Here is an 18,466-nt window from a genome sequence, read left to right on the forward strand (position 1 = left end):
GCTTTACTGTTAAATAGGCACTGTGCCACCCGTGCGGACTGTCATTGCCGGGTGCATAGGCTGGCCTGCCACGTGTTCGCGCTCTATATCTCATGCGCACCGTGCTGCCAGCTCTTCCTGTGATCGGCCTTATCAACAGTGAGCCAACCCCATGTTCAAGATCGTCCATCTGGTGACGGGCGTGGCAGCTTTGCTGCTATCGCTCATACCCAGCCTGAAAACCGATGCGACACCCTTCCTGCAACAACCCGACGCGGTCTACCTGGCCCTGCTCGGCCTGCTCAACCTGGTGCTGGCCCCGGTCGTGCCACTGTATCATCGCGGCGCGCGACAACAACTGCAGCACCTGGCCTGCGCCCTGCTGGTGGTCGCCGTCGTGCTGCAGACCCTGACGCTACTGGCCCGCCCGGAAATGGGCAACCTGGCAGCCCTAGTGTGTGCGGCGCTGGCCGTGGCCCTGCATCTGGCCGTGGGCTTTGCCCGCAGCCCGCGCAAGGCATGCGGCAGTCAACACGTGGCACAAGATGCCGGCAACCGTGATACCGGCACCGTCAAATGGTTCAACACATCGAAAGGCTTTGGTTTCATCTCCCGAGACTCGGGTGATGACATTTTCGTGCACTTTCGGGCCATCCGCGGCGAGGGCCACCGCATTCTGGTCGAAGGCCAGCGCGTGGAGTTTTCGGTGATGCACCGCGACAAGGGCCTGCAGGCCGAAGACGTGGTTGCAGTAACCCGCCGCTGACCAACGGCTGACCGGCCGACGCTATCAACGGCAAGCCCGCCTGCACAAGGGCCGTGCTGCACCTGAAGGCAGCATCATACCTGTGGCGGCTGGCTTGCCGGCGATAGCAGCCTGGAACAACTCAATAATGAGGAGGCGGGGCCTCTTCCCCTTCGCTGCCATACTGGCCAACCATCTCTTCATGACGCTTGATCAGCTCGGCCATCTGCAATTGCAGCCGCTCGATCACACGCGCTTGCTCCACCACCACGTCATTCAGCGCCTGGATAGCGTCATCCTGAAACGCCTGACGGGTTTCCAGTTCGACCATCCGCATTTCCAGTGTCATCTCAGGCCTCTTGGTAACCAGCAAGTTGTAGCCCGCGCAGGCGCTGGCGAACGGCTTGCAGTTGATCATCGGTGTAGTCCACAGGCGCACACTTGCCCCATACCGGTGCCGGCCACGCGGCGTCGTCGCGCTGGCGCACAATCACATGCATGTGCAACTGGCTGACCACGTTGCCCAAGGTAGCCACGTTCATCTTGTCGGCCCCATAGCTGACCTTCAGCGCTTCTGCCAACAAGGTGGTTTCCTGCCACAACTGCTGTTGCTCTGCCGCATCCAGCTCGAACAGCTCACTGACACCAGCGCGCTTGGGCACCAGAATGAACCATGGGTAATTGGCATCCTTGCTCAGCAGCAACTGGCACAGCGAAAACTCTCCCAACACCAGCGAATCCTGCTGCAAACGCGAATCGAGGACGAACACGGCATATCTCCTTCAGGCAATACCATCCCGCTTCAGGCGGAAAACAGGCCAGCAAGGATACCTTGCACACTGCCGGTAACACAGCGCTACTTTTCGCACCAAAATGAGGCCACCTGCCCGCCCCTCCCCCACTGATCACCCCACAAACGACGCGGCATGAACAAGTTGCGGTAACACATTGACTTTAATGGCAGGTTTTTAAATTTTAATGATTCTCGATCCCAAAAATCACTCACGCAGCCTTCGTCCCGCATTTACGGCACTTTCCGACCCTCGGTAACAGGTTTTGTGAAAATTTCATGAACTGTTGCGAATTTTGAGCACGCTTGTTGCATTCCCTTCACGCCAAGTCGGCACGACATCTGCAGTGGCAGGTGTACGCGACAAATAACAACAGCGACATGGGTGACCAGGGAGTTTCCTCAACCGGAATCGGCAGTTACCGATTCATTACGGTGACAGGAACAGCGCTGAGGTTATACGGCCCCTGCACCGGGGCGTGATTTGCGACATGGAAATACTTAAAAGCGACACGGTGAAAAAGTTCCGCAAAGAGTGCTTATAGCCATATCGCCAACAACAGTCTGCGTGCTATACATTTTCGCCGACATAAAAAGAAAGAGCTGCCCCATATAACTAAAAGACTTGGACGCAGCGGTACTCTTCCTAAAAACCAAAGGAGCAAATCACGATGCGCGTGATGAAGTGGAGCATGATCGCCCTGGCCGTTTCGGCAGGGACCTCGCAGTTGGCAATGGCCTCGGCACAGGACGAGTCCAAAGGTTTCATCGAAGACAGCAAGCTGAGCGTCAAGACCCGCATGCTGTATTTCAGCCGTGACTTCCGCAACAACGAAGGCGGTCAGAGCCGTCGCGAAGAAACCGGCCTGGGCTTCGTCGGCACCTTCGAGTCCGGCTTCACCCAAGGCACCGTGGGTGTAGGTGTCGACGCCATCGGCATGCTCGGCCTGAAACTGGACAGCGGCAAGGGCCGTGCCGGTACCGGCCTGTTCCCGACCGGTTCCGACGGCCGTTCGCAGGATGACTACTCCAAGGGCGGCGGCGCGGTCAAATTCCGCATCTCCGACACCGTACTGAAAGTGGGTGACCAGTTCACCGCGCTGCCGGTCTTCGCCACCGATGACAGCCGCCTGCTGCCAGAAATCGCCCAGGGCACCCTGATCACCAGCAACGAGATCGAAGGGCTGACCCTGCACGCTGGTCACTTCACCAGCCTGACTGCCCAGGAACAAACCAACCGCGACAGCTTCGGCCTGAAGGAAGCCAACGTGGTCGGCGGCACCTACGCCTTCACCGATAACCTCAGCACCAGCCTGTACTACTCGAAGGTTGAAGACTACTGGCGCAAATACTACGCCAACGTCAACTGGGCGCTGCCAATCTCCGACAATCAAGGCCTGGTGTTCGACTTCAACATCTATGACACCAAGAGCGAAGGCTCTGCCGAGTACCGCGCATTCGATGGCGAGAAGCTGGACAACCGCGCGTTCAGCCTGTCGGGCGCCTACAACATCGGCGCTCACACCTTCACCCTGGCCTACCAGAAAGTCACCGGCGACGGCGACTATGGTTATGGTATCGACGGTGGCGGCACCATCTTCCTGGCCAACTCCGTGGCCCGCTCCGACTTCAACGCCGAAGACGAGAAATCCTGGCAGGCTCGCTACGACCTGAACTTTGCCGAATACGGCATTCCAGGCCTGACCTTCATGACCCGTTATGTACGCGGTTCCGACGCCAACGTCGCCGGCACCACCAACGGCAAAGAATGGGAACGCGACGTCGACATCAAGTACGTGCTGCAGGAAGGCCCGGCGAAAGACCTGAGCTTCCGTGTGCGTCAGGCCACCTACCGTTCTTCCGATGGTGTCTACTACGATTCCCCATCGATCGACGAACTGCGCCTGATCGTGGAGTACCCGCTGAGCATCCTGTAAGCCTGGCTTGCAGTGCCCCGCACCTGAAAAAGCCCGGCAATCACGCCGGGCTTTTTCTTGGCTGACAAGTGTCACGCCCTGGGGCATCCTGTACGCCTTCGTTTCCCCCCCGTACAATGCGGGGCTATTTCAACGTCTTAGGCAATCGACACGGCTAACCATGCGCACCAGTCAATATTTGCTCGCCACCCAGAAAGAAACCCCTGCCGACGCAGTGGTCATCAGCCATCAGCTCATGCTGCGTGCCGGCATGATCCGCAAACTGGCCTCCGGCCTGTACACCTGGCTGCCAATGGGCTTGCGGGTAATGCGCAAGGTCGAAGCCGTGGTGCGCGAGGAAATGAACGCCGCCGGCGCCCTGGAGGTGCTGATGCCGAGCATCCAGCCCGCCGAGCTGTGGCAGGAATCCGGTCGCTGGGAGCAATACGGCCCTGAGCTGCTGCGCCTGAAAGACCGCCACCAGCGCGACTTCTGCGTTGGCCCTACCCACGAAGAAGTGATCACCGACCTGGCCCGTAACGAGCTGTCCAGCTATAAACAGCTGCCGCTCAACCTGTACCAGATCCAAACCAAGTTCCGTGACGAAATCCGCCCGCGCTTCGGCCTGATGCGTGGCCGCGAGTTCATCATGAAGGACGCCTACTCGTTCCATGCCGACCAGGCTTCCCTGCAGGAAACCTACGACCGCATGCACCAGGCGTACACCAATGTGTTCACCCGCCTGGGCCTGGACTTCCGCCCAGTGCAGGCCGATACCGGCTCGATCGGTGGCAGCTACTCGCACGAGTTCCACGTACTGGCCGAGTCCGGCGAAGACGACGTGATCTTCAGCGACAGCTCCGACTACGCCGCCAACATCGAGAAGGCCGAAGCCATCCCGCGTGAAACCGTGCGCCCTGCCCCTACCGAGGAGCTGCGCCTGGTCGACACCCCGAATGCCAAGACCATCGCCCAGTTGGTGGAAAACCACGGCCTGCCGATCGAAAAGACCGTCAAGACCCTGATCGTGCGCGGTGCCGATGAGGGCAAGCTGATTGCCCTGATCGTCCGTGGCGACCACGAACTGAACGAAATCAAGGCCACCAAGCTGGAACAGGTTGCCGACCCGCTGGTCATGGCCACCGAAGCAGAACTGCGCGACGCCATTGGCGCCGGCGCCGGCTCGCTCGGCCCGCTCAACCTGCCACTGGAGGTCATCATCGACCGCTCGGTTGCCCTGATGAGCGACTTCGGCATTGGCGCCAACATCGACGACAAGCACTACTTCGGCGTCAACTGGGAACGCGACCTGCCGGTGCCACAGGTTGCCGACCTGCGTAACGTGGTCGAAGGCGACCCAAGCCCGGACGGCCAGGGCACCCTGGTGATCAAGCGCGGCATCGAAGTGGGCCACATCTTCCAGCTGGGTACCAAGTACAGCGAGGCATTGAAATGCCAGGTACTGGGCGAGAACGGTAAGCCGGTGGTTCTGTCGATGGGCTGCTACGGCATCGGTGTTTCCCGCGTGGTCGCCGCGGCCATCGAGCAGAGCTATGACGACAAGGGCATCATCTGGAACGACGCCCTGGCCCCGTTCCAGATCGCTCTGGTACCGCTGCGCTATGAAACCGAGGTGGTCCGTGAGGCAACCGACAAGCTGTACGCCGAATTGACTGCTGCCGGCTTCGAAGTGCTGCTGGACGACCGCGACAAGAAGACCAGCCCAGGCATCAAGTTTGCCGACATGGAGCTGATCGGTATCCCGCACCGCATCGTCGTCAGCGATCGCGGCCTGGCCGAAGGCAACCTGGAGTACAAGCACCGCACCGAGCAGGACGCCCAGGCGTTGCCGCTCAATGAAGTGCTGACCTTCCTGCAGGCCCGCGTTCGCCGCTGATAACCAATGCACGAGTGATCATGTACAAGCGAAGTACCTTTACCCTTGGGGGCGCCGCACTGTGCGGCGCCCTGCTCGTCAGCGGCTGCGCCAACCAGATGTCCCAGCGCAGCGACCATGAGGAGCGCGTCGAGCGCAAACTGCTCGAGCATACCCTGCAGATCGATGTCGGCGAGCCGAAGGTGATGGAGCTTCCGCAGCGACGTGTGCGCGTGCATGAGCAAAAGCGCTTCGAAGTCACCGAATTCGAAGTGACCCGTCGCTATGACCGCTACACGCCTTACCAACCCTGGCGGGAGATCTACGAGATCCCGTTGGGTGCAGTGGCCGTGGTGGCGGGTGTCGGCGCCAATGTGGTCAACGTCTTCGCCCTGGGTAACCTGCCGCAAAGTGTCACCCACGACTGGCTCAGTTATGGCGTGGATGGGCTCAACCCGTTCATGAACGTGCCATCCAACGGCCGCGCCCAGCAGAACCTGGCCGGGATCAGCGAAGTGCAGAAAGGCAAGCGCGAGGAATCCATCAGCCTGCCCTGGAGCGAGCGCCTGGTCGAGGTCAAGGCCGGCAAGATGACCCACGAGCTGACCACCGACCGCAACGGCGTGCTGCGCCTGAACCTGCTCGACAGCCCGTTCTCCGAGCAGAACCTCAACCACGTCGGCACCCTGCACCTGCAAGTACTTGACGAGGACAATGCGGTACGAGGCGATGCCAGCCTGTTGGTCAGCGCTACCCTGCGCAATAAGCTGCTCGAAGCCCATGAGCTGATCTTCGATGACCTCGAAGATGATGATGTCGGCCAGTGGGTGCACCGGGTCAAGCGCCTGTCCGAACTGGGCCTTGAAGAGGAAGCCAGTGAAATGGAACAGAGCCTGATCGAGCTGACCCGCAACGATCCGGAGCTGCAACAGGAGTTCTTGCAGTCGCTGACCAAGGCCACTGGCCGGTTGGTGGCGGATCCAGGCGTGCATTAATAGAAGGGGCTGCATTGCAGCCCCTTTCATTTAGGCGGGAACAGCTCCAGCTGTTCATGCGCGCCCCGCAAGTCACGCAACCTCACCCCTACCCCTAGCAAGCGTACCGGCTTGCCGCCACGGGCGAACGCCTGCCCCAGCAATTGCCGATAACTCTCCAGGTCCCGGCCGGCTCCGGCCTGCTCCATGGTGGTCTGGCTGAAGTCATGGAACTTGACCTTGACGAACGGTTTGTCTGGCCGGTAACTGCTGTCCATTCGGGCGATGCGTTCGTTCAGGCTATCCAGCAGCTCTGGCAGCCGCGCCAGGCAACTGGCCAGGTCTGGCAGGTCGGTGTCGTAGGTGTTTTCCACACTCACCGACTGGCGCCGGCTGTCGTTATGCACCGCACGCTCATCGATCCCCCGCGCCAGCCCCCACAACCGCTCGCCAAAACTGCCGAACTCGCGCACCAATGCCAGCCGTGACCACTCACGCAAATGCAGGCAGGTTTCGATGCCCAGCCGCGTCAGTTTGTCGGCCGTCACCTTACCCACCCCATGCAACCTGGCCACCGGCAAGGCTGCAACGAACGTTTCCACTTCATTTGGGGTAATCACAAACAGCCCGTTGGGTTTGCGCCAGTCACTGGCGATCTTGGCCAGAAACTTGTTAGGCGCCACGCCAGCCGACACGGTGATATGCAGGGTGCGGGCAACACGGCGGCGTATATCCTCGGCAATGCGTGTGGCGCTGCCCGAATACCACTGGCTGTCGCTGACATCCAGATAGGCTTCGTCCAGGGACAAAGGCTCGATGAGCTCTGTGTAGTCGCGAAAGATCGTGTGGATTTCCCGCGAGGCCTCACGATAGGCCTCGAAGCGCGGCTTGACGATCAACAGATCGGGGCAGAGCTTCAGCGCATGCCGCGATGACATGGCCGAGCGCACGCCATAGGCACGCGCTTCATAGTTGCAGGTGGCGATTACCCCGCGATGGTCGGGCGAGCCCCCCACCGCCATGGGGCGACCGGCCAGGCGCGGGTCATCACGCATCTCGATCGCAGCGTAGAAACAATCGCAGTCGACGTGGATGATCTTGCGCAAGGACATGGACGACCGTCAGCACTGTAAATTCATACAGATAGTATCGCATGCGCCCTCCTCGGAAACAGCTCACCTGCTTTGCTACACGATAATCGGCCTGAAAGCCCCGCCGTGACTGAGCTGTACACGGATATGAAGCGCTAAGGGTTTGAACAAAAAAGGTTTTTCCAAAACAATTGCTTGACATTGAAGCGTAAATCCGTAGAATTCGATCTCACAGGCGCGGGATGGAGCAGCCTGGTAGCTCGTCGGGCTCATAACCCGAAGGTCGTCGGTTCAAATCCGGCTCCCGCAACCAGATTCGAGAAAAGGCCACTGTTAAAGCAGCGGCCTTTTTCTTTGCCAGTTAAAAAGCTTTTCCGAAAAAGCCTCGAAAAATCAAAGCCTAGCGCTTGACATATAAACTACACGCTGTAGAATCCGCCCCACTGACGCGGGATGGAGCAGCCTGGTAGCTCGTCGGGCTCATAACCCGAAGGTCGTCGGTTCAAATCCGGCTCCCGCAACCAGATTCAAGAAAAGGCCACTGTTAACACAGTGGCCTTTTTCTTTGCCTGCTGATAAGCATTTGCGAAAAAACGTCGAAAAATCAAAGCCTAGCGCTTGACATACAAACCACACACTGTAGAATCCGCCCCACTGACGCGGGATGGAGCAGCCTGGTAGCTCGTCGGGCTCATAACCCGAAGGTCGTCGGTTCAAATCCGGCTCCCGCAACCATATTCGTCAGAACAAACCCCGCCTGTGTAAAAGCAGCGCGGGGTTTGTTGCTTTGTACCTCCCTGACTTTCGTCGCCTCGATTCTCCCTCCCCTCATGCCCACCCGCAGGCTTGAGATGTCGTGCCCAGGATGAACTATCTTTAACCCTGCCAAGCCGCTGCAAACGCCTGAGGCCGGAGTAACATTGGATACGTTTTCCTAAGGGACTTTCACTTGGCCGCACCTTTCCTTCACCTCGCGCTGCATGCCCGGGGCAACTCATGACTTCGCACAATCCCGAACCTCCGGTGCCACTCGCTACGGCGCTACCCGGTGCTGTGCAGCGCCTGCCCCTACTCGAACGCCTGAGTCGCTACCGCCAGCCCATAGGCCTGATAGTGACCCTGTTACTGTTCACGATGGCCTTGATTGCCTGCCGCCACCTGCTGAGCGAGCTGGACATCTATGCCTTGCACGATGCCATGCTCAGCGTGCCCACCCAGTCATTGCTGGGCGCCTTGCTGGCAACGGTGATCGGCTTTGTGATCCTGCTGGGCTACGAGTGGTCGGCCAGCCGCTATGCGGGCGTGAAACTGCCAGCACGCAGCTTGGCACTGGGCGGCTTCAGCGCCTTTGCCATCGGCAACGCCATCGGCCTGTCGATGCTCTCTGGCGGCTCGGTTCGCTATCGCCTGTACGCACGGCAAGGGCTTGGTGCTGGCGAAGTCGCACGCATGACCGTGTTTGCCAGCCTGTCACTGGGCTGCGCGCTGCCGCCCCTGGCCGCCTTGGCGACATTGAGCAACCTGCCGGCGGCCTCGACAGCGCTCGGGTTGGCGCCCGGCCTGCTGGCAGCTGTTGCCAGCGCCGTGCTGGTGGTGTCTGCCTTACTGGTAATTGGCTTGTACCGCCGACGCCTGGCCGAGCAACCGGCGGCCAATAACCTGCTCGTTCAACTGGGGCGGCGCACACTTCGCCTGCCGGATGCACGCCTGGCGGCCCTGCAATTGCTGATTACCGCGCTGGATGTGGCGGCGGCGGCTACCGTGCTTTACCTGTTGCTGCCCGAAGCCCCTCCTTTCGGCGCGTTCGTGCTGGTGTACCTGCTGGCCTTGGCTGCGGGCGTGCTCAGCCACGTACCGGGCGGCGTCGGGGTGTTCGAAGCGATCCTGCTGGCGGCCTTTGCCGACCAGCTCGGTGCCGCACCGCTGGCGGCTGCCTTGCTGCTGTACCGGCTGATCTATGTGGTACTGCCACTGCTGCTGGCCTGCGTGTTGCTGCTGGCCAATGAAGCCCGACGCCTGCTGTTTGCGCAACAGGCCATCAAGGCCGCTTCAGGTCTGGCCGCACCGATCCTGTCGATTCTGGTGTTCCTGTCCGGCGTGGTGCTGCTGTTTTCCGGTGCCACGCCCGAGATAGATACACGTCTGGAGCATATGGGCTTCCTGGTGCCACACCGGCTGATCGATGCCTCTCATTTCGGCGCCAGCCTGATCGGTGTGCTATGCCTGCTGCTGGCCCAAGGCCTGCGCCGGCGCCTGTCCGCCGCCTGGCTACTGACCACCGTGCTGTTGCTGGTCGGCGCCCTGCTGTCGCTGTTGAAGGGCTTTGACTGGGAAGAGGCTTGCCTGCTGACCTTTACCGCCGCCCTGCTCGCGCTGTTCCGCCGCTCGTTCTATCGCCCCAGCCGACTGCTGGAGCTGCCCTTCTCGCCGGTGTTTCTGGTGGCCAGCGCCTGTACGGTGGGCGCATCAGTGTGGCTTCTGCTGTTCGCTTACCAGGATGTGCCTTACAGCCATCAGCTGTGGTGGCAGTTCACCCTCGATGCCGACGCGCCACGCGGCCTGCGCGCCGCCATGGGCAGTGCCTTGCTGCTGGCTGCCGTGGCACTGACGTGGCTGCTGCGCACAGCGCCACCCGTGATCCACCTGCCCGATGAAGAAGAGCTGCAACGCGCCAACCGCATCCTGCAGGCCTCCGACCAGCCCGACGGTGGCCTGGCGCTGACTGGCGACAAGGCGTTGCTGTTTCACCCGCGTGGTAACGCGTTCCTCATGTACGCCCGTCGCGGCCGCAGCCTGGTGGCGCTGTACGACCCGATAGGCCCGGCCCAGGAACGCGCCGAGATGATCTGGCAGTTCCGCGACCTGTGCGACCTGCACCACGCACGCCCCGTGTTCTACCAGGTACGTGCGGAGAACCTGCCGTTCTACATGGACATCGGCCTGACCGCCTTGAAGCTCGGAGAAGAAGCCCGGGTCGACTTGCGCCGCTTTGACCTTGAAGCCAAAGGCAAGGAGATGAAAGACCTGCGCTACACCTGGAACCGCGGCGGACGCGATGGCCTGAGCCTGGAGATCCATGAGCCCGGCCACGCCCCGCTGGCTGAGCTGAAGGAAATCTCCGACGCCTGGCTCGGCGGCAAGAACGTGCGCGAGAAAGGCTTTTCGCTGGGGCGCTTCAGCCCAGACTACCTGCAGCACTTCCGCATAGCCCTGATTCGCTTCCAGGGCCGCCCGGTAGCCTTCGCCAACTTGCTGGAGACCCATGGGAACGAGCTGGCCAGTCTCGACCTGATGCGTGCGCACCCCGAAGCGCCAAAGCTGACCATGGAGTTCATGATGATCGGCTTGATCCTGCACTACAAAAGCCATGACTACGGGCGTTTCAGCCTGGGCATGGTACCGCTGTCCGGCCTGCAACCCAGGCGTGGCGCCCCCTTGACCCAGCGCTTGGGTTCGCTGGTGTTCCGCCGTGGTGAACAGCTTTACAACTTCCAGGGGCTTCGACGCTTCAAGGACAAGTTCCAGCCGGACTGGGAACCCCGCTACATGGCCGTGCCAGCCGGGCTCGACCCGCTGGTGGCACTGGCCGACACCGCCGCTCTGATTGCAGGCGGCCTGACTGGATTGGTGAAACGCTGATGACCCGACGCTTTTGGCTGTACCTGCTGGTTCCCCTGCTGCTGGCCGCCCTGGGTGGTGCGCTGGCCTTCTGGTTGTGGACGCGCCCGGCCCCCGAGGCGCGCCTGGAGCAAATGAGCATCAATGACACCAGCATCACCCGTGTTACCCCTGGCGTGCTCCCCAAGGCCCGGGTGGCCATCGGCGTGCCACAAGACCAGGCACTGACGGGCAAGCAACTGCTCGACCTGAGCCAGGCCGGCGAAGCCCAGCTGGTGCAGGTGATTCTGCCGCCTGGCGACTGCAGCAAGCAGCAGCAGGCCATGGAGCAGGCGCTGACCCAACTGCAGGAAAAACCGACCTTGGTCGCCGGTATCGGTCCCGGTGCCGCCCAGGCCTGGCGCTGGCTGGCCAGCCAGAACGATGACAAGGCGCGGGCCATTTCCGTGGGCTTCACCCTCGAACAGCCTGACTGCCAGGCTCCGCTGCCCAAATCGGCTGCCCATGGCCACTGGAACGTCGCCTGGAACGACAACCCGGATGACACCAGTGCCGCCTTCGTGCGCGACCAGGCCAACGCCGAAACCAGCATCAGCGACTACGACATCCACTTGCCACAAGTGCTCAAGGCGCAACTGACCCAAGCCCTGGTCGGCCGCGACGGTAACGCACTGGCCATCCCGGTGGTCGAAGTGCCGGCCGGGCAAACCACAGACACGGTTACCTTGTTCCTCTCTGGTGATGGCGGCTGGCGCGACCTGGACCGCGACGTGGCCGGGGAAATGGCCAAGCTGGGTTACCCGGTGGTGGGCATCGACACGCTGCGCTACTACTGGCAGCACAAGACCCCGGAACAAAGCGCCGCCGACCTTTCCGAGCTGATGCATCACTACCGGCAGAAGTGGGGTACCAAGCGCTTCGTATTGACCGGCTACTCGTTCGGCGCCGACGTGCTGCCGGCGATCTACAACCGCCTGCCCGTCGAGGACCAACAGCGTATCGACGCGGTGATGCTGCTAGCCTTTGCGCGCAGTGGCAGCTTCGAGATCGAGGTCGAGGGTTGGCTGGGCAAGGAAGGCCAGGAAGCGCCAACCGGGCCGGAAATGGCCAAGCTGCCAGCGTCCAAGGTCGTGTGCGTATATGGCGTCGAGGAAACCGACGAGAGCGGTTGCACGGAAAAGACGGCAGTGGGTGAGCGCCTGAAACTGCCTGGTGGTCACCACTTCGACGAGAACTACCCGGCACTTGCCAAGCGGTTGATTGGCGAGATCGAGACGCGCCAAGGCAAGTCCAGCGTAGCTGAGCAGAACTGACAACGGTCAGGGCCGCTCTGCGGCCCCGACCCGGCTGTATAAACCCATTCAGATCTCGACCTGCGTCCCCAGCTCGATCACCCGGTTCAACGGCAGGTTGAAGAAGCGCAGATTGCCGTTGGCATTCTTCAGCAAGAACGCAAACAGGTTGCCCCGCCAGCGCGACATCCCCTCCAGCCGTGACGCGATCACCGTCTCGCGGCTGAGGAAGTAGGTGGTGCGCATTGGCGTGAAGTCCAGGTCATCCAGATGACACAGCTTCAACGCGGCAGGCACGTCCGGCTCATCCATGAACCCAAAGTGCAGCAGCACACGGAAGAATCCGTCGCCATAGGCTTCCACCTCGAAACGCTCATGTTCGGGCACCCGCGGCCGGTCTTCGCTGACCACAGTCAGCAGCACCACCTGGCTGTGCAACACCTGGTTGTGCAACATGTTGTGCAACAGCGCATGCGGCACGGCATCGGAGCGTGCCGTCAGAAACACTGCAGTCCCCTCGACCCGGTGCGGTGGCTGAATGCGGATGCTGCTGATGAACAATGGCAATGGCAGGGCACCTTCATCGATGCGCTCGACCAGAATCTGCTTGCCGCGCTTCCAGGTGCTCATCAGCAGGTAGAGCACACCACCGGCCAACACGGGGAAGGCACCACCCTGGACGATTTTCGGCACATTGGCGGCGAAGAACAGCCCGTCGACAAACAGGAAGCCGACCAGAATCGGCACTGCAAGCAGCGGCGGCCACTTCCACAGCAGCAGCATCACCGCGGACACCAGGATGGTGGTCATCAGCATGGTACCGGTGACCGCAACCCCGTAGGCTGCCGCCAGAGCGCCCGAGGACCCGAAGCCGATGACCAGCAGCACCACACCCACCATCAGCGTCCAGTTCACTGCACCAATGTAGATCTGCCCCTGCTCGTCGCTTGAGGTGTGCTGAATCTGCATGCGTGGGATGTAGCCCAGCTGGATGGCCTGACGGGTCAGAGAGAAGGCCCCGGAAATCACCGCCTGCGAAGCGATAACCGTGGCCATGGTGGCCAGCCCGACCAAGGGCAGCAGCGCCCAGCCCGGCGCCAGCAGGTAGAACGGGTTGCGCGCGGCCTCCGGGTTTTGCAGCAGCAGTGCACCCTGGCCAAAATAATTGAGCACCAGCGCCGGGAGCACCAGGATGAACCAGGCCCGGGCAATCGGCTTGCGGCCAAAGTGCCCCATGTCGGCGTACAGCGCCTCGGCACCGGTCAGCGCCAGCACTACCGCACCCAGAATGGCCACGCCAATACCGGGGTGCACCACGAAGAAGTTGACTGCCCAGCCCGGGTTGAACGCCTTGAGTACTTCCGGGCTCTGCGAGATGCCATGTACACCCAGCGCGCCCAGCGCCACGAACCAGGTCACCATGATCGGACCAAACAGCCTGCCGATCTTCTCAGTGCCATGTTGCTGCACCAGGAACAGCGCCACCAGCACCACCAGCGAAATTGGCACCACCCAGTGGTCGATGCCATCGAAGGCCAGGCCCATGCCCTCCACCGCCGACAGCACCGACACCGCCGGGGTGATCATGCTGTCGCCATAAAACAGCGAAGCGCCGATCAAGCCACAGATCACCATCAGTGTGCGCAGCCGCGGGTACGCCGCCGTGGCCCGCCGCGCCAGTGCGGTCAACGCCATCGTGCCGCCCTCCCCCTGGTTATCGGCGCGCAAGATGAACATCACGTACTTGAACGAGACCACCCACAACAACGACCAAAGGATCAGCGACAGGATCCCCAGCACGCCATCATGGTTGACCGACACCCCGTAGCCGCCGGTAAAGACTTCCTTGAGGGTATACAACGGGCTGGTGCCGATATCGCCATAAACCACCCCTACCGCCGCCACGAGCAGGCCCACCGACCGTGACGCACCCTGCTTCCCCTCGTGCCCGCCCTCAGCGTGACTGCTTGCCTGAACCATCGACCACTCCCGCAAACGGCCATCACGACCCTTGGTAATCAATCTGCCACCAGGCCCTGGAAGGTACCCCGGCGCAACGGCGCGAAGCATAGCGCAGCGTTCGTCGTATTTCTGCTGGTCAAGCGCCCTTGCGCTCGCTAGAATTGCGCACTTTTTGATCAGAGGCGCCAAAAGCGCCCGTCAAGTTCGCCCCCGATTCCGGCCGGGCGACCTGTATTCAATACCGAGGTTAGTCATGTCCACCACGCCCGCCACCCCCAAGGTAGGTTTCGTAAGCCTGGGTTGCCCAAAAGCCCTGGTCGACTCCGAGCGCATCCTGACCCAGCTGCGCATGGAAGGCTATGAAGTCGTACCCACCTACGAGGACGCCGACGTGGTGGTGGTCAACACCTGCGGCTTCATCGACAGCGCCAAGGCCGAATCGCTGGAAGTGATCGGCGAAGCGATCAAGGAAAACGGCAAGGTGATCGTCACCGGCTGCATGGGCGTCGAAGAAGGCAGCATCCGTGACGTGCACCCAAGCGTGCTGTCGGTCACTGGCCCGCAGCAGTACGAGCAGGTAGTCAACGCCGTTCACGAAGTGGTGCCGCCGCGTCAGGACCACAACCCGCTGATCGACCTGGTGCCGCCACAGGGCGTCAAGCTGACCCCGCGCCACTATGCCTACCTGAAGATCTCCGAAGGCTGCAACCACAGCTGCAGCTTCTGCATCATCCCGTCGATGCGCGGCAAGCTGGTCAGCCGCCCGGTGGGTGAAGTGCTGAGCGAGGCCGAGCGCCTGGTCAAGGCCGGGGTGAAGGAAATCCTGGTGATTTCCCAGGACACCAGCGCCTACGGCGTCGACGTCAAGTACAAGACCGACTTCTGGAACGGCCGCCCGGTGAAGACCCGCATGCTCGAGCTGTGCGAAGCACTGAGCAGCCTGGGCGCCTGGGTACGCCTGCACTATGTGTACCCTTACCCGAACGTTGACGACGTGATCCCGCTGATGGCTGCCGGCAAGATCCTGCCGTACCTGGACATCCCGTTCCAGCACGCCAGCCCGAAAGTGCTCAAGTCGATGAAGCGCCCGGCCTTCGAAGACCGCACCCTGGCGCGCATCAAGAACTGGCGCGAGCAGTGCCCTGAGCTGGTGATCCGCTCCACCTTCATCGTCGGCTTCCCGGGCGAGACCGAGGAAGACTTCCAGTACCTGCTGGACTGGCTGACCGAAGCCCAGCTCGACCGCGTGGGCTGCTTCCAGTACTCGCCGGTGGAAGGCGCCCCGGCCAACGACCTGGGCCTGGCCGAAGTACCGGACGACGTCAAGCAAGAGCGCTGGGACCGCTTCATGGCCCACCAGCAGGCCATCAGTGCTGCCCGCCTGCAATTGCGCATCGGCAAGGAAATCGACGTGCTGATCGACGAAGTCGAGGAACAAGGTTCGGTTGGCCGCAGCTTCTTCGATGCACCGGAAATCGATGGCAGCGTGTTCATCGATGGCGACCATGGTTTCAAGCCAGGCGACAAAGTGCGTTGCCGTGTGGTGGATGCCGACGAGTACGACATGTGGGCTGAACCCATCTAAAACGGCTGAGGCCTGCAAAGCCCCTGCCCCGGCGTTCTCCATAGGGAATGACCGGCGCAGGGGCTTTTTTGTCAGAACCCTTGAAACAGCATCAGGACGCCCCTCGACGAGTGGCCTGCTATGTTTTCCCTATCGCCCCAGAGGAACACCGGCATGGCTGCGCTACTGACGCTGCAAACCCCGCGCTTGTGCGACTACAGCGAGCTGGTACAGGTGTGGGAGGATTCGGTACGCGCCACCCACGACTTTCTGCCAGAGGGCTATATCCTGCTACTGCGCGAACATGTGCTGCGCCGCTACCTCGACGCAGTGATGCTGATCTGCTGCAAGGACCGCCAGCGCATCTGTGGTTTCGCCGGTGTCGCCAATGGGCGGGTGGACATGCTGTTCGTCGCACCTGGCTACCGTGGCCAAGGGGTAGGCAAGCGCCTGCTGCGCTATGCCATCAGTGAGCTGAATGCCGAGTACCTTGACGTCAACGAACAGAACCCGAAAGCGCTGGGCTTCTACCTGCATGAAGGTTTCGAGGTCATCGGCCGTTCGGAAACCGACGGCCTGGGCCAGCCCTATCCTCTGCTGCACATGAGGCTGATGCGCACAGTGCCTTGAGGCGGCGCCTGAATGTGCCGCGCTGTGTGTCCAAAACGACGCATCTGACACAGATTCCCATCATCTACTGCTTGCAGGCAGGTACAATGGAGGTCTTTCCCTGCCTTGCGAATTGCCCCATGTCCGAACCCGTCCGCCTGTCCAAACGCCTCATCGAGCAGCTCGGCTGCTCCCGCCGCGAGGCCGAGCAGTACATTGAAGGAGGCTGGGTAACGGTCGATGGCGTGGTGGTCGAGCAGCCGCAGTTCAAGGTTGAGCAGCAGCGCGTCGAGCTGCTGCCGGGCGCCCGTGCCGAAACCCTGGAGCCGGTGACCCTGCTGCTGAACCAGCCAGCCGGCATGGACAGTGAAGACGCCCGCGCCAGCATGAACATGGGCAGCCTTAGCGAGGCCCACCGCGAAGGCGTGCGCGCCCTGCACGGGCATTTTGCCCGGCAGGCCTGCGTGGCACCGCTGGAGCGTGGCGCCAGCGGCCTGCAGGTGTTTACCCAGGACTGGCGGGTATCCCGCAAGATCGAGGCCGACCTGCGTCGCCTGGAGCAGGAGTTCATCATTGAAGTGCGCGGCGAAACCACCCCACAGGCGCTGGAACGCCTGGCGCGTGGGGCCATGCGCAATGACCGCGAGTTGCCCAAGGCCAAGGCCAGCTGGCAGAACGAGACACACCTGCGCATGGTGTTGAAAAACCCACAACCAGGGCAGATTTCCGAGCTATGCGCCTACCTGCGCCTGGAGCTTTTAGGCATGCGACGCATTCGCCTGGGTGGTGTGTCGATGGGCAAGCTGCCCTTGGGCCAATGGCGCTACCTGGCTACCTCCGAACGTTTCTAAGCAATACGCCGCGCTGGAACGCGCGGCACCTGAACAGGATTCTGCTGCAATGAACCACAACGACGTCCTGCGCAGCCTGCGCTACATGCTCAAGGTGAACGACGCCAAGATGGCCGAAATCATCGGGCTCTCTGGCCTCGAAGTGCATCCTCTGGTGCTGGCCACCTACCTGAAAAAAGAAGAAGAGGAAGGCTTCGTGCGCTGCCCGGAACGGGTGATGGCGAACTTCCTTGACGGCCTGGTGATCTACCGCCGAGGCAAAGACGATAGCCGCCCGCAGCAGCCGATCGAGCTGCCGGTAACCAACAACCTGATCCTCAAGAAGCTGCGGGTGGCCTTTGAGCTCAAGGAAGACGACCTGCACGCGATTCTCAAGTCGGTCAACTTCCCGGTCAGCAAACCTGAGCTCAGCGCGCTGTTCCGCAAGGCTGGCCACGACAACTACCGCCCGTGTGGCGACCAGTTGATGCGCAACTTCCTCAAGGGCCTGACCCTGCGCGTGCGCGGCTGAGTGGCCATGCAGCATACGGTTGTCCCGGTCGGCATCGTCCACTCCTGCTTCAAGGAAAAGTTTGCCATTCCGCGCCAGCCACAGCTGGCACCTGCCGCCCGTGGCGTACTCGAACTGTTGCCGCCGTTCGATCAAGGTGACGCGGTCGAGGGCCTGGAGCAGGTCAGCCATGTCTGGCTGCTGTTCCTGTTCCACCAGGCCCTGGAAGAAAAGCCGCGTCTGAAAGTGCGGCCTCCGCGTCTTGGCGGCAACAAGAGCATGGGGGTGTTCGCCACCCGCGCCACCCACCGGCCCAACGGCATCGGCCAGTCGGTGGTACGCCTGGAGGGCGTGGAGCCCGGGCGTCTGCTGCTGTCCGGGATCGACCTGCTCGACGGCACGCCGGTGCTGGACATCAAGCCGTATGTGCCGTATGCCGACAGCGTCGCTGGCGCCAGCAACCAGATGGCCAATGCAGCGCCTGTGGCAATTGCCGTGCAGTGGGCGGACAACGCTCTGCTCCAGGCCCGCGAGCATGCGCAGCGTCTGAGCGAGCCGCTGGTGGAGCTGATCGAGCAATGCCTGGCGCAGGACCCACGGCCGGCCTACCAGATACCACCGTCCGAGCGGGTGTACGGGGTGAAGTTCTGGGATGTGCAAGTAAGGTGGCATTACCCACAGCCGGACGTCATCCGGGTGATGGAGGTGG

The 18,466-nt window shown here is 61.8% G+C and carries 15 protein-coding genes and 3 tRNA genes; 14 read left to right on the plus strand and 4 right to left on the minus strand.

Annotation, left to right across the window (positions count from 1 at the left end):
- The first annotated feature begins 151 nt into the window (after nt 1-151).
- On the plus strand, nt 152-745 hold the full coding sequence (locus ACF8Q6_RS13575; protein WP_392491339.1) for a cold shock domain-containing protein membrane protein: 594 nt from the start codon (nt 152-154) through the stop codon (nt 743-745).
- Nucleotides 746-866: 121 nt separating this feature from the next.
- On the opposite strand, the gene ACF8Q6_RS13580 is transcribed toward ACF8Q6_RS13575, so the two are convergent.
- Together ACF8Q6_RS13580 and ACF8Q6_RS13585 are read right to left on the minus strand one after the other, a co-directional pair.
- Nucleotides 867-1,073, minus strand: a complete 207-nt coding sequence (locus ACF8Q6_RS13580) for a SlyX family protein (protein WP_012051473.1) — start codon at nt 1,071-1,073, stop codon at nt 867-869.
- 1 nt (nt 1,074) lies between these two features.
- Complete coding sequence (locus ACF8Q6_RS13585) at nt 1,075-1,494, minus strand: HIT family protein (RefSeq protein ID WP_392491338.1); 420 nt, start codon at nt 1,492-1,494, stop codon at nt 1,075-1,077.
- Nucleotides 1,495-2,185: 691 nt separating this feature from the next.
- Between ACF8Q6_RS13585 and ACF8Q6_RS13590 the strand changes: the two genes are divergently transcribed.
- The 3 genes from ACF8Q6_RS13590 (at nt 2,186) to ACF8Q6_RS13600 (ending at nt 6,301) form a co-directional block, all read left to right on the plus strand.
- Nucleotides 2,186-3,451 carry an OprD family porin gene (locus ACF8Q6_RS13590; RefSeq protein WP_012051471.1) on the plus strand — a complete coding sequence of 422 codons (1,266 nt, stop codon included), beginning with the start codon at nt 2,186-2,188 and terminating at the stop codon, nt 3,449-3,451.
- Nucleotides 3,452-3,611: 160 nt separating this feature from the next.
- Nucleotides 3,612-5,327 (plus strand): proline--tRNA ligase, encoded by a 1,716-nt coding sequence (locus tag ACF8Q6_RS13595; RefSeq protein WP_392491337.1) that lies wholly within the window; start codon nt 3,612-3,614, stop codon nt 5,325-5,327.
- A gap of 20 nt (nt 5,328-5,347) precedes the next feature.
- Nucleotides 5,348-6,301 carry a hypothetical protein gene (locus ACF8Q6_RS13600; RefSeq protein ID WP_392491336.1) on the plus strand — a complete coding sequence of 318 codons (954 nt, stop codon included), beginning with the start codon at nt 5,348-5,350 and terminating at the stop codon, nt 6,299-6,301.
- 26 nt (nt 6,302-6,327) lie between these two features.
- On the opposite strand, the gene dinB is transcribed toward ACF8Q6_RS13600, so the two are convergent.
- Nucleotides 6,328-7,386, minus strand: coding sequence for a DNA polymerase IV (dinB, locus tag ACF8Q6_RS13605; RefSeq protein ID WP_162490561.1), 1,059 nt, complete (start codon nt 7,384-7,386; stop codon nt 6,328-6,330).
- A gap of 221 nt (nt 7,387-7,607) precedes the next feature.
- On the opposite strand from dinB, the gene ACF8Q6_RS13610 reads away from it, so the two are divergent.
- The 5 genes from ACF8Q6_RS13610 to ACF8Q6_RS13630 all read left to right on the plus strand — a co-directional run bounded on the left by ACF8Q6_RS13610 (nt 7,608) and on the right by ACF8Q6_RS13630 (nt 12,302).
- Nucleotides 7,608-7,684: transfer RNA gene (locus ACF8Q6_RS13610), tRNA-Met, on the plus strand.
- A gap of 134 nt (nt 7,685-7,818) precedes the next feature.
- A tRNA-Met gene (locus tag ACF8Q6_RS13615) sits at nt 7,819-7,895 on the plus strand.
- A gap of 134 nt (nt 7,896-8,029) precedes the next feature.
- A tRNA-Met gene (locus tag ACF8Q6_RS13620) sits at nt 8,030-8,106 on the plus strand.
- Between the two features lie 261 nt (nt 8,107-8,367).
- A complete protein-coding gene (gene mprF, locus ACF8Q6_RS13625) occupies nt 8,368-11,010 on the plus strand; it encodes a bifunctional lysylphosphatidylglycerol flippase/synthetase MprF (protein ID WP_392491380.1) in 2,643 nt (880 codons plus the stop codon).
- Nucleotides 11,010-12,302: a virulence factor family protein gene (locus ACF8Q6_RS13630; protein ID WP_392491381.1), complete on the plus strand. Its 1,293-nt coding sequence runs from the start codon at nt 11,010-11,012 to the stop codon at nt 12,300-12,302. Before mprF ends, ACF8Q6_RS13630 begins: the two co-directional genes overlap by 1 nt.
- Before the next feature lie 48 nt (nt 12,303-12,350).
- On the opposite strand, the gene ACF8Q6_RS13635 is transcribed toward ACF8Q6_RS13630, so the two are convergent.
- The gene (locus tag ACF8Q6_RS13635) at nt 12,351-14,261 is read right to left on the minus strand and encodes a potassium transporter Kup (protein WP_392491382.1); all 1,911 of its coding nucleotides are present in this window, start codon (nt 14,259-14,261) and stop codon (nt 12,351-12,353) included.
- Nucleotides 14,262-14,496: 235 nt separating this feature from the next.
- Between ACF8Q6_RS13635 and rimO the strand changes: the two genes are divergently transcribed.
- The 5 genes from rimO to tsaA all read left to right on the plus strand — a co-directional run.
- Nucleotides 14,497-15,828, plus strand: coding sequence for a 30S ribosomal protein S12 methylthiotransferase RimO (rimO, locus tag ACF8Q6_RS13640; protein WP_004576169.1), 1,332 nt, complete (start codon nt 14,497-14,499; stop codon nt 15,826-15,828).
- Between the two features lie 153 nt (nt 15,829-15,981).
- Nucleotides 15,982-16,437 (plus strand): GNAT family N-acetyltransferase, encoded by a 456-nt coding sequence (locus ACF8Q6_RS13645; protein WP_014755577.1) that lies wholly within the window; start codon nt 15,982-15,984, stop codon nt 16,435-16,437.
- A 119-nt stretch (nt 16,438-16,556) separates the two neighbouring features.
- The gene (locus ACF8Q6_RS13650) at nt 16,557-17,267 is read left to right on the plus strand and encodes an rRNA pseudouridine synthase (protein WP_010952344.1); all 711 of its coding nucleotides are present in this window, start codon (nt 16,557-16,559) and stop codon (nt 17,265-17,267) included.
- 49 nt (nt 17,268-17,316) lie between these two features.
- Nucleotides 17,317-17,778, plus strand: a complete 462-nt coding sequence (locus ACF8Q6_RS13655) for a DUF1456 family protein (protein ID WP_392491383.1) — start codon at nt 17,317-17,319, stop codon at nt 17,776-17,778.
- 6 nt (nt 17,779-17,784) lie between these two features.
- Nucleotides 17,785-18,466: tRNA (N6-threonylcarbamoyladenosine(37)-N6)-methyltransferase TrmO (tsaA, locus tag ACF8Q6_RS13660; RefSeq protein WP_392498947.1), on the plus strand; the 682-nt coding region annotated here is incomplete at its 3' end.

Source organism: Pseudomonas sp. GLN_2 (genome assembly GCF_043106005.1).
GTDB lineage: Bacteria > Pseudomonadota > Gammaproteobacteria > Pseudomonadales > Pseudomonadaceae > Aquipseudomonas > Aquipseudomonas alloputida.

Excerpts from the sequence above, each read along its gene's own strand:
- ACF8Q6_RS13575 (WP_392491339.1), top strand. The coding sequence starts at position 152 with ATGTTCAAGATCGTCCATCTGGTGACGGGCGTGGCAGCTTTGCTGCTA.
- ACF8Q6_RS13580 (WP_012051473.1), bottom strand. The coding sequence starts at position 1,073 with ATGACACTGGAAATGCGGATGGTCGAACTGGAAACCCGTCAGGCGTTT.
- ACF8Q6_RS13590 (WP_012051471.1), top strand. The coding sequence starts at position 2,186 with ATGCGCGTGATGAAGTGGAGCATGATCGCCCTGGCCGTTTCGGCAGGG.
- ACF8Q6_RS13595 (WP_392491337.1), top strand. The coding sequence starts at position 3,612 with ATGCGCACCAGTCAATATTTGCTCGCCACCCAGAAAGAAACCCCTGCC.
- ACF8Q6_RS13600 (WP_392491336.1), top strand. The coding sequence starts at position 5,348 with ATGTACAAGCGAAGTACCTTTACCCTTGGGGGCGCCGCACTGTGCGGC.
- mprF (WP_392491380.1), top strand. The coding sequence starts at position 8,368 with ATGACTTCGCACAATCCCGAACCTCCGGTGCCACTCGCTACGGCGCTA.
- ACF8Q6_RS13630 (WP_392491381.1), top strand. The coding sequence starts at position 11,010 with ATGACCCGACGCTTTTGGCTGTACCTGCTGGTTCCCCTGCTGCTGGCC.
- ACF8Q6_RS13635 (WP_392491382.1), bottom strand. The coding sequence starts at position 14,261 with ATGGTTCAGGCAAGCAGTCACGCTGAGGGCGGGCACGAGGGGAAGCAG.
- rimO (WP_004576169.1), top strand. The coding sequence starts at position 14,497 with ATGTCCACCACGCCCGCCACCCCCAAGGTAGGTTTCGTAAGCCTGGGT.
- ACF8Q6_RS13645 (WP_014755577.1), top strand. The coding sequence starts at position 15,982 with ATGGCTGCGCTACTGACGCTGCAAACCCCGCGCTTGTGCGACTACAGC.
- ACF8Q6_RS13650 (WP_010952344.1), top strand. The coding sequence starts at position 16,557 with ATGTCCGAACCCGTCCGCCTGTCCAAACGCCTCATCGAGCAGCTCGGC.
- ACF8Q6_RS13655 (WP_392491383.1), top strand. The coding sequence starts at position 17,317 with ATGAACCACAACGACGTCCTGCGCAGCCTGCGCTACATGCTCAAGGTG.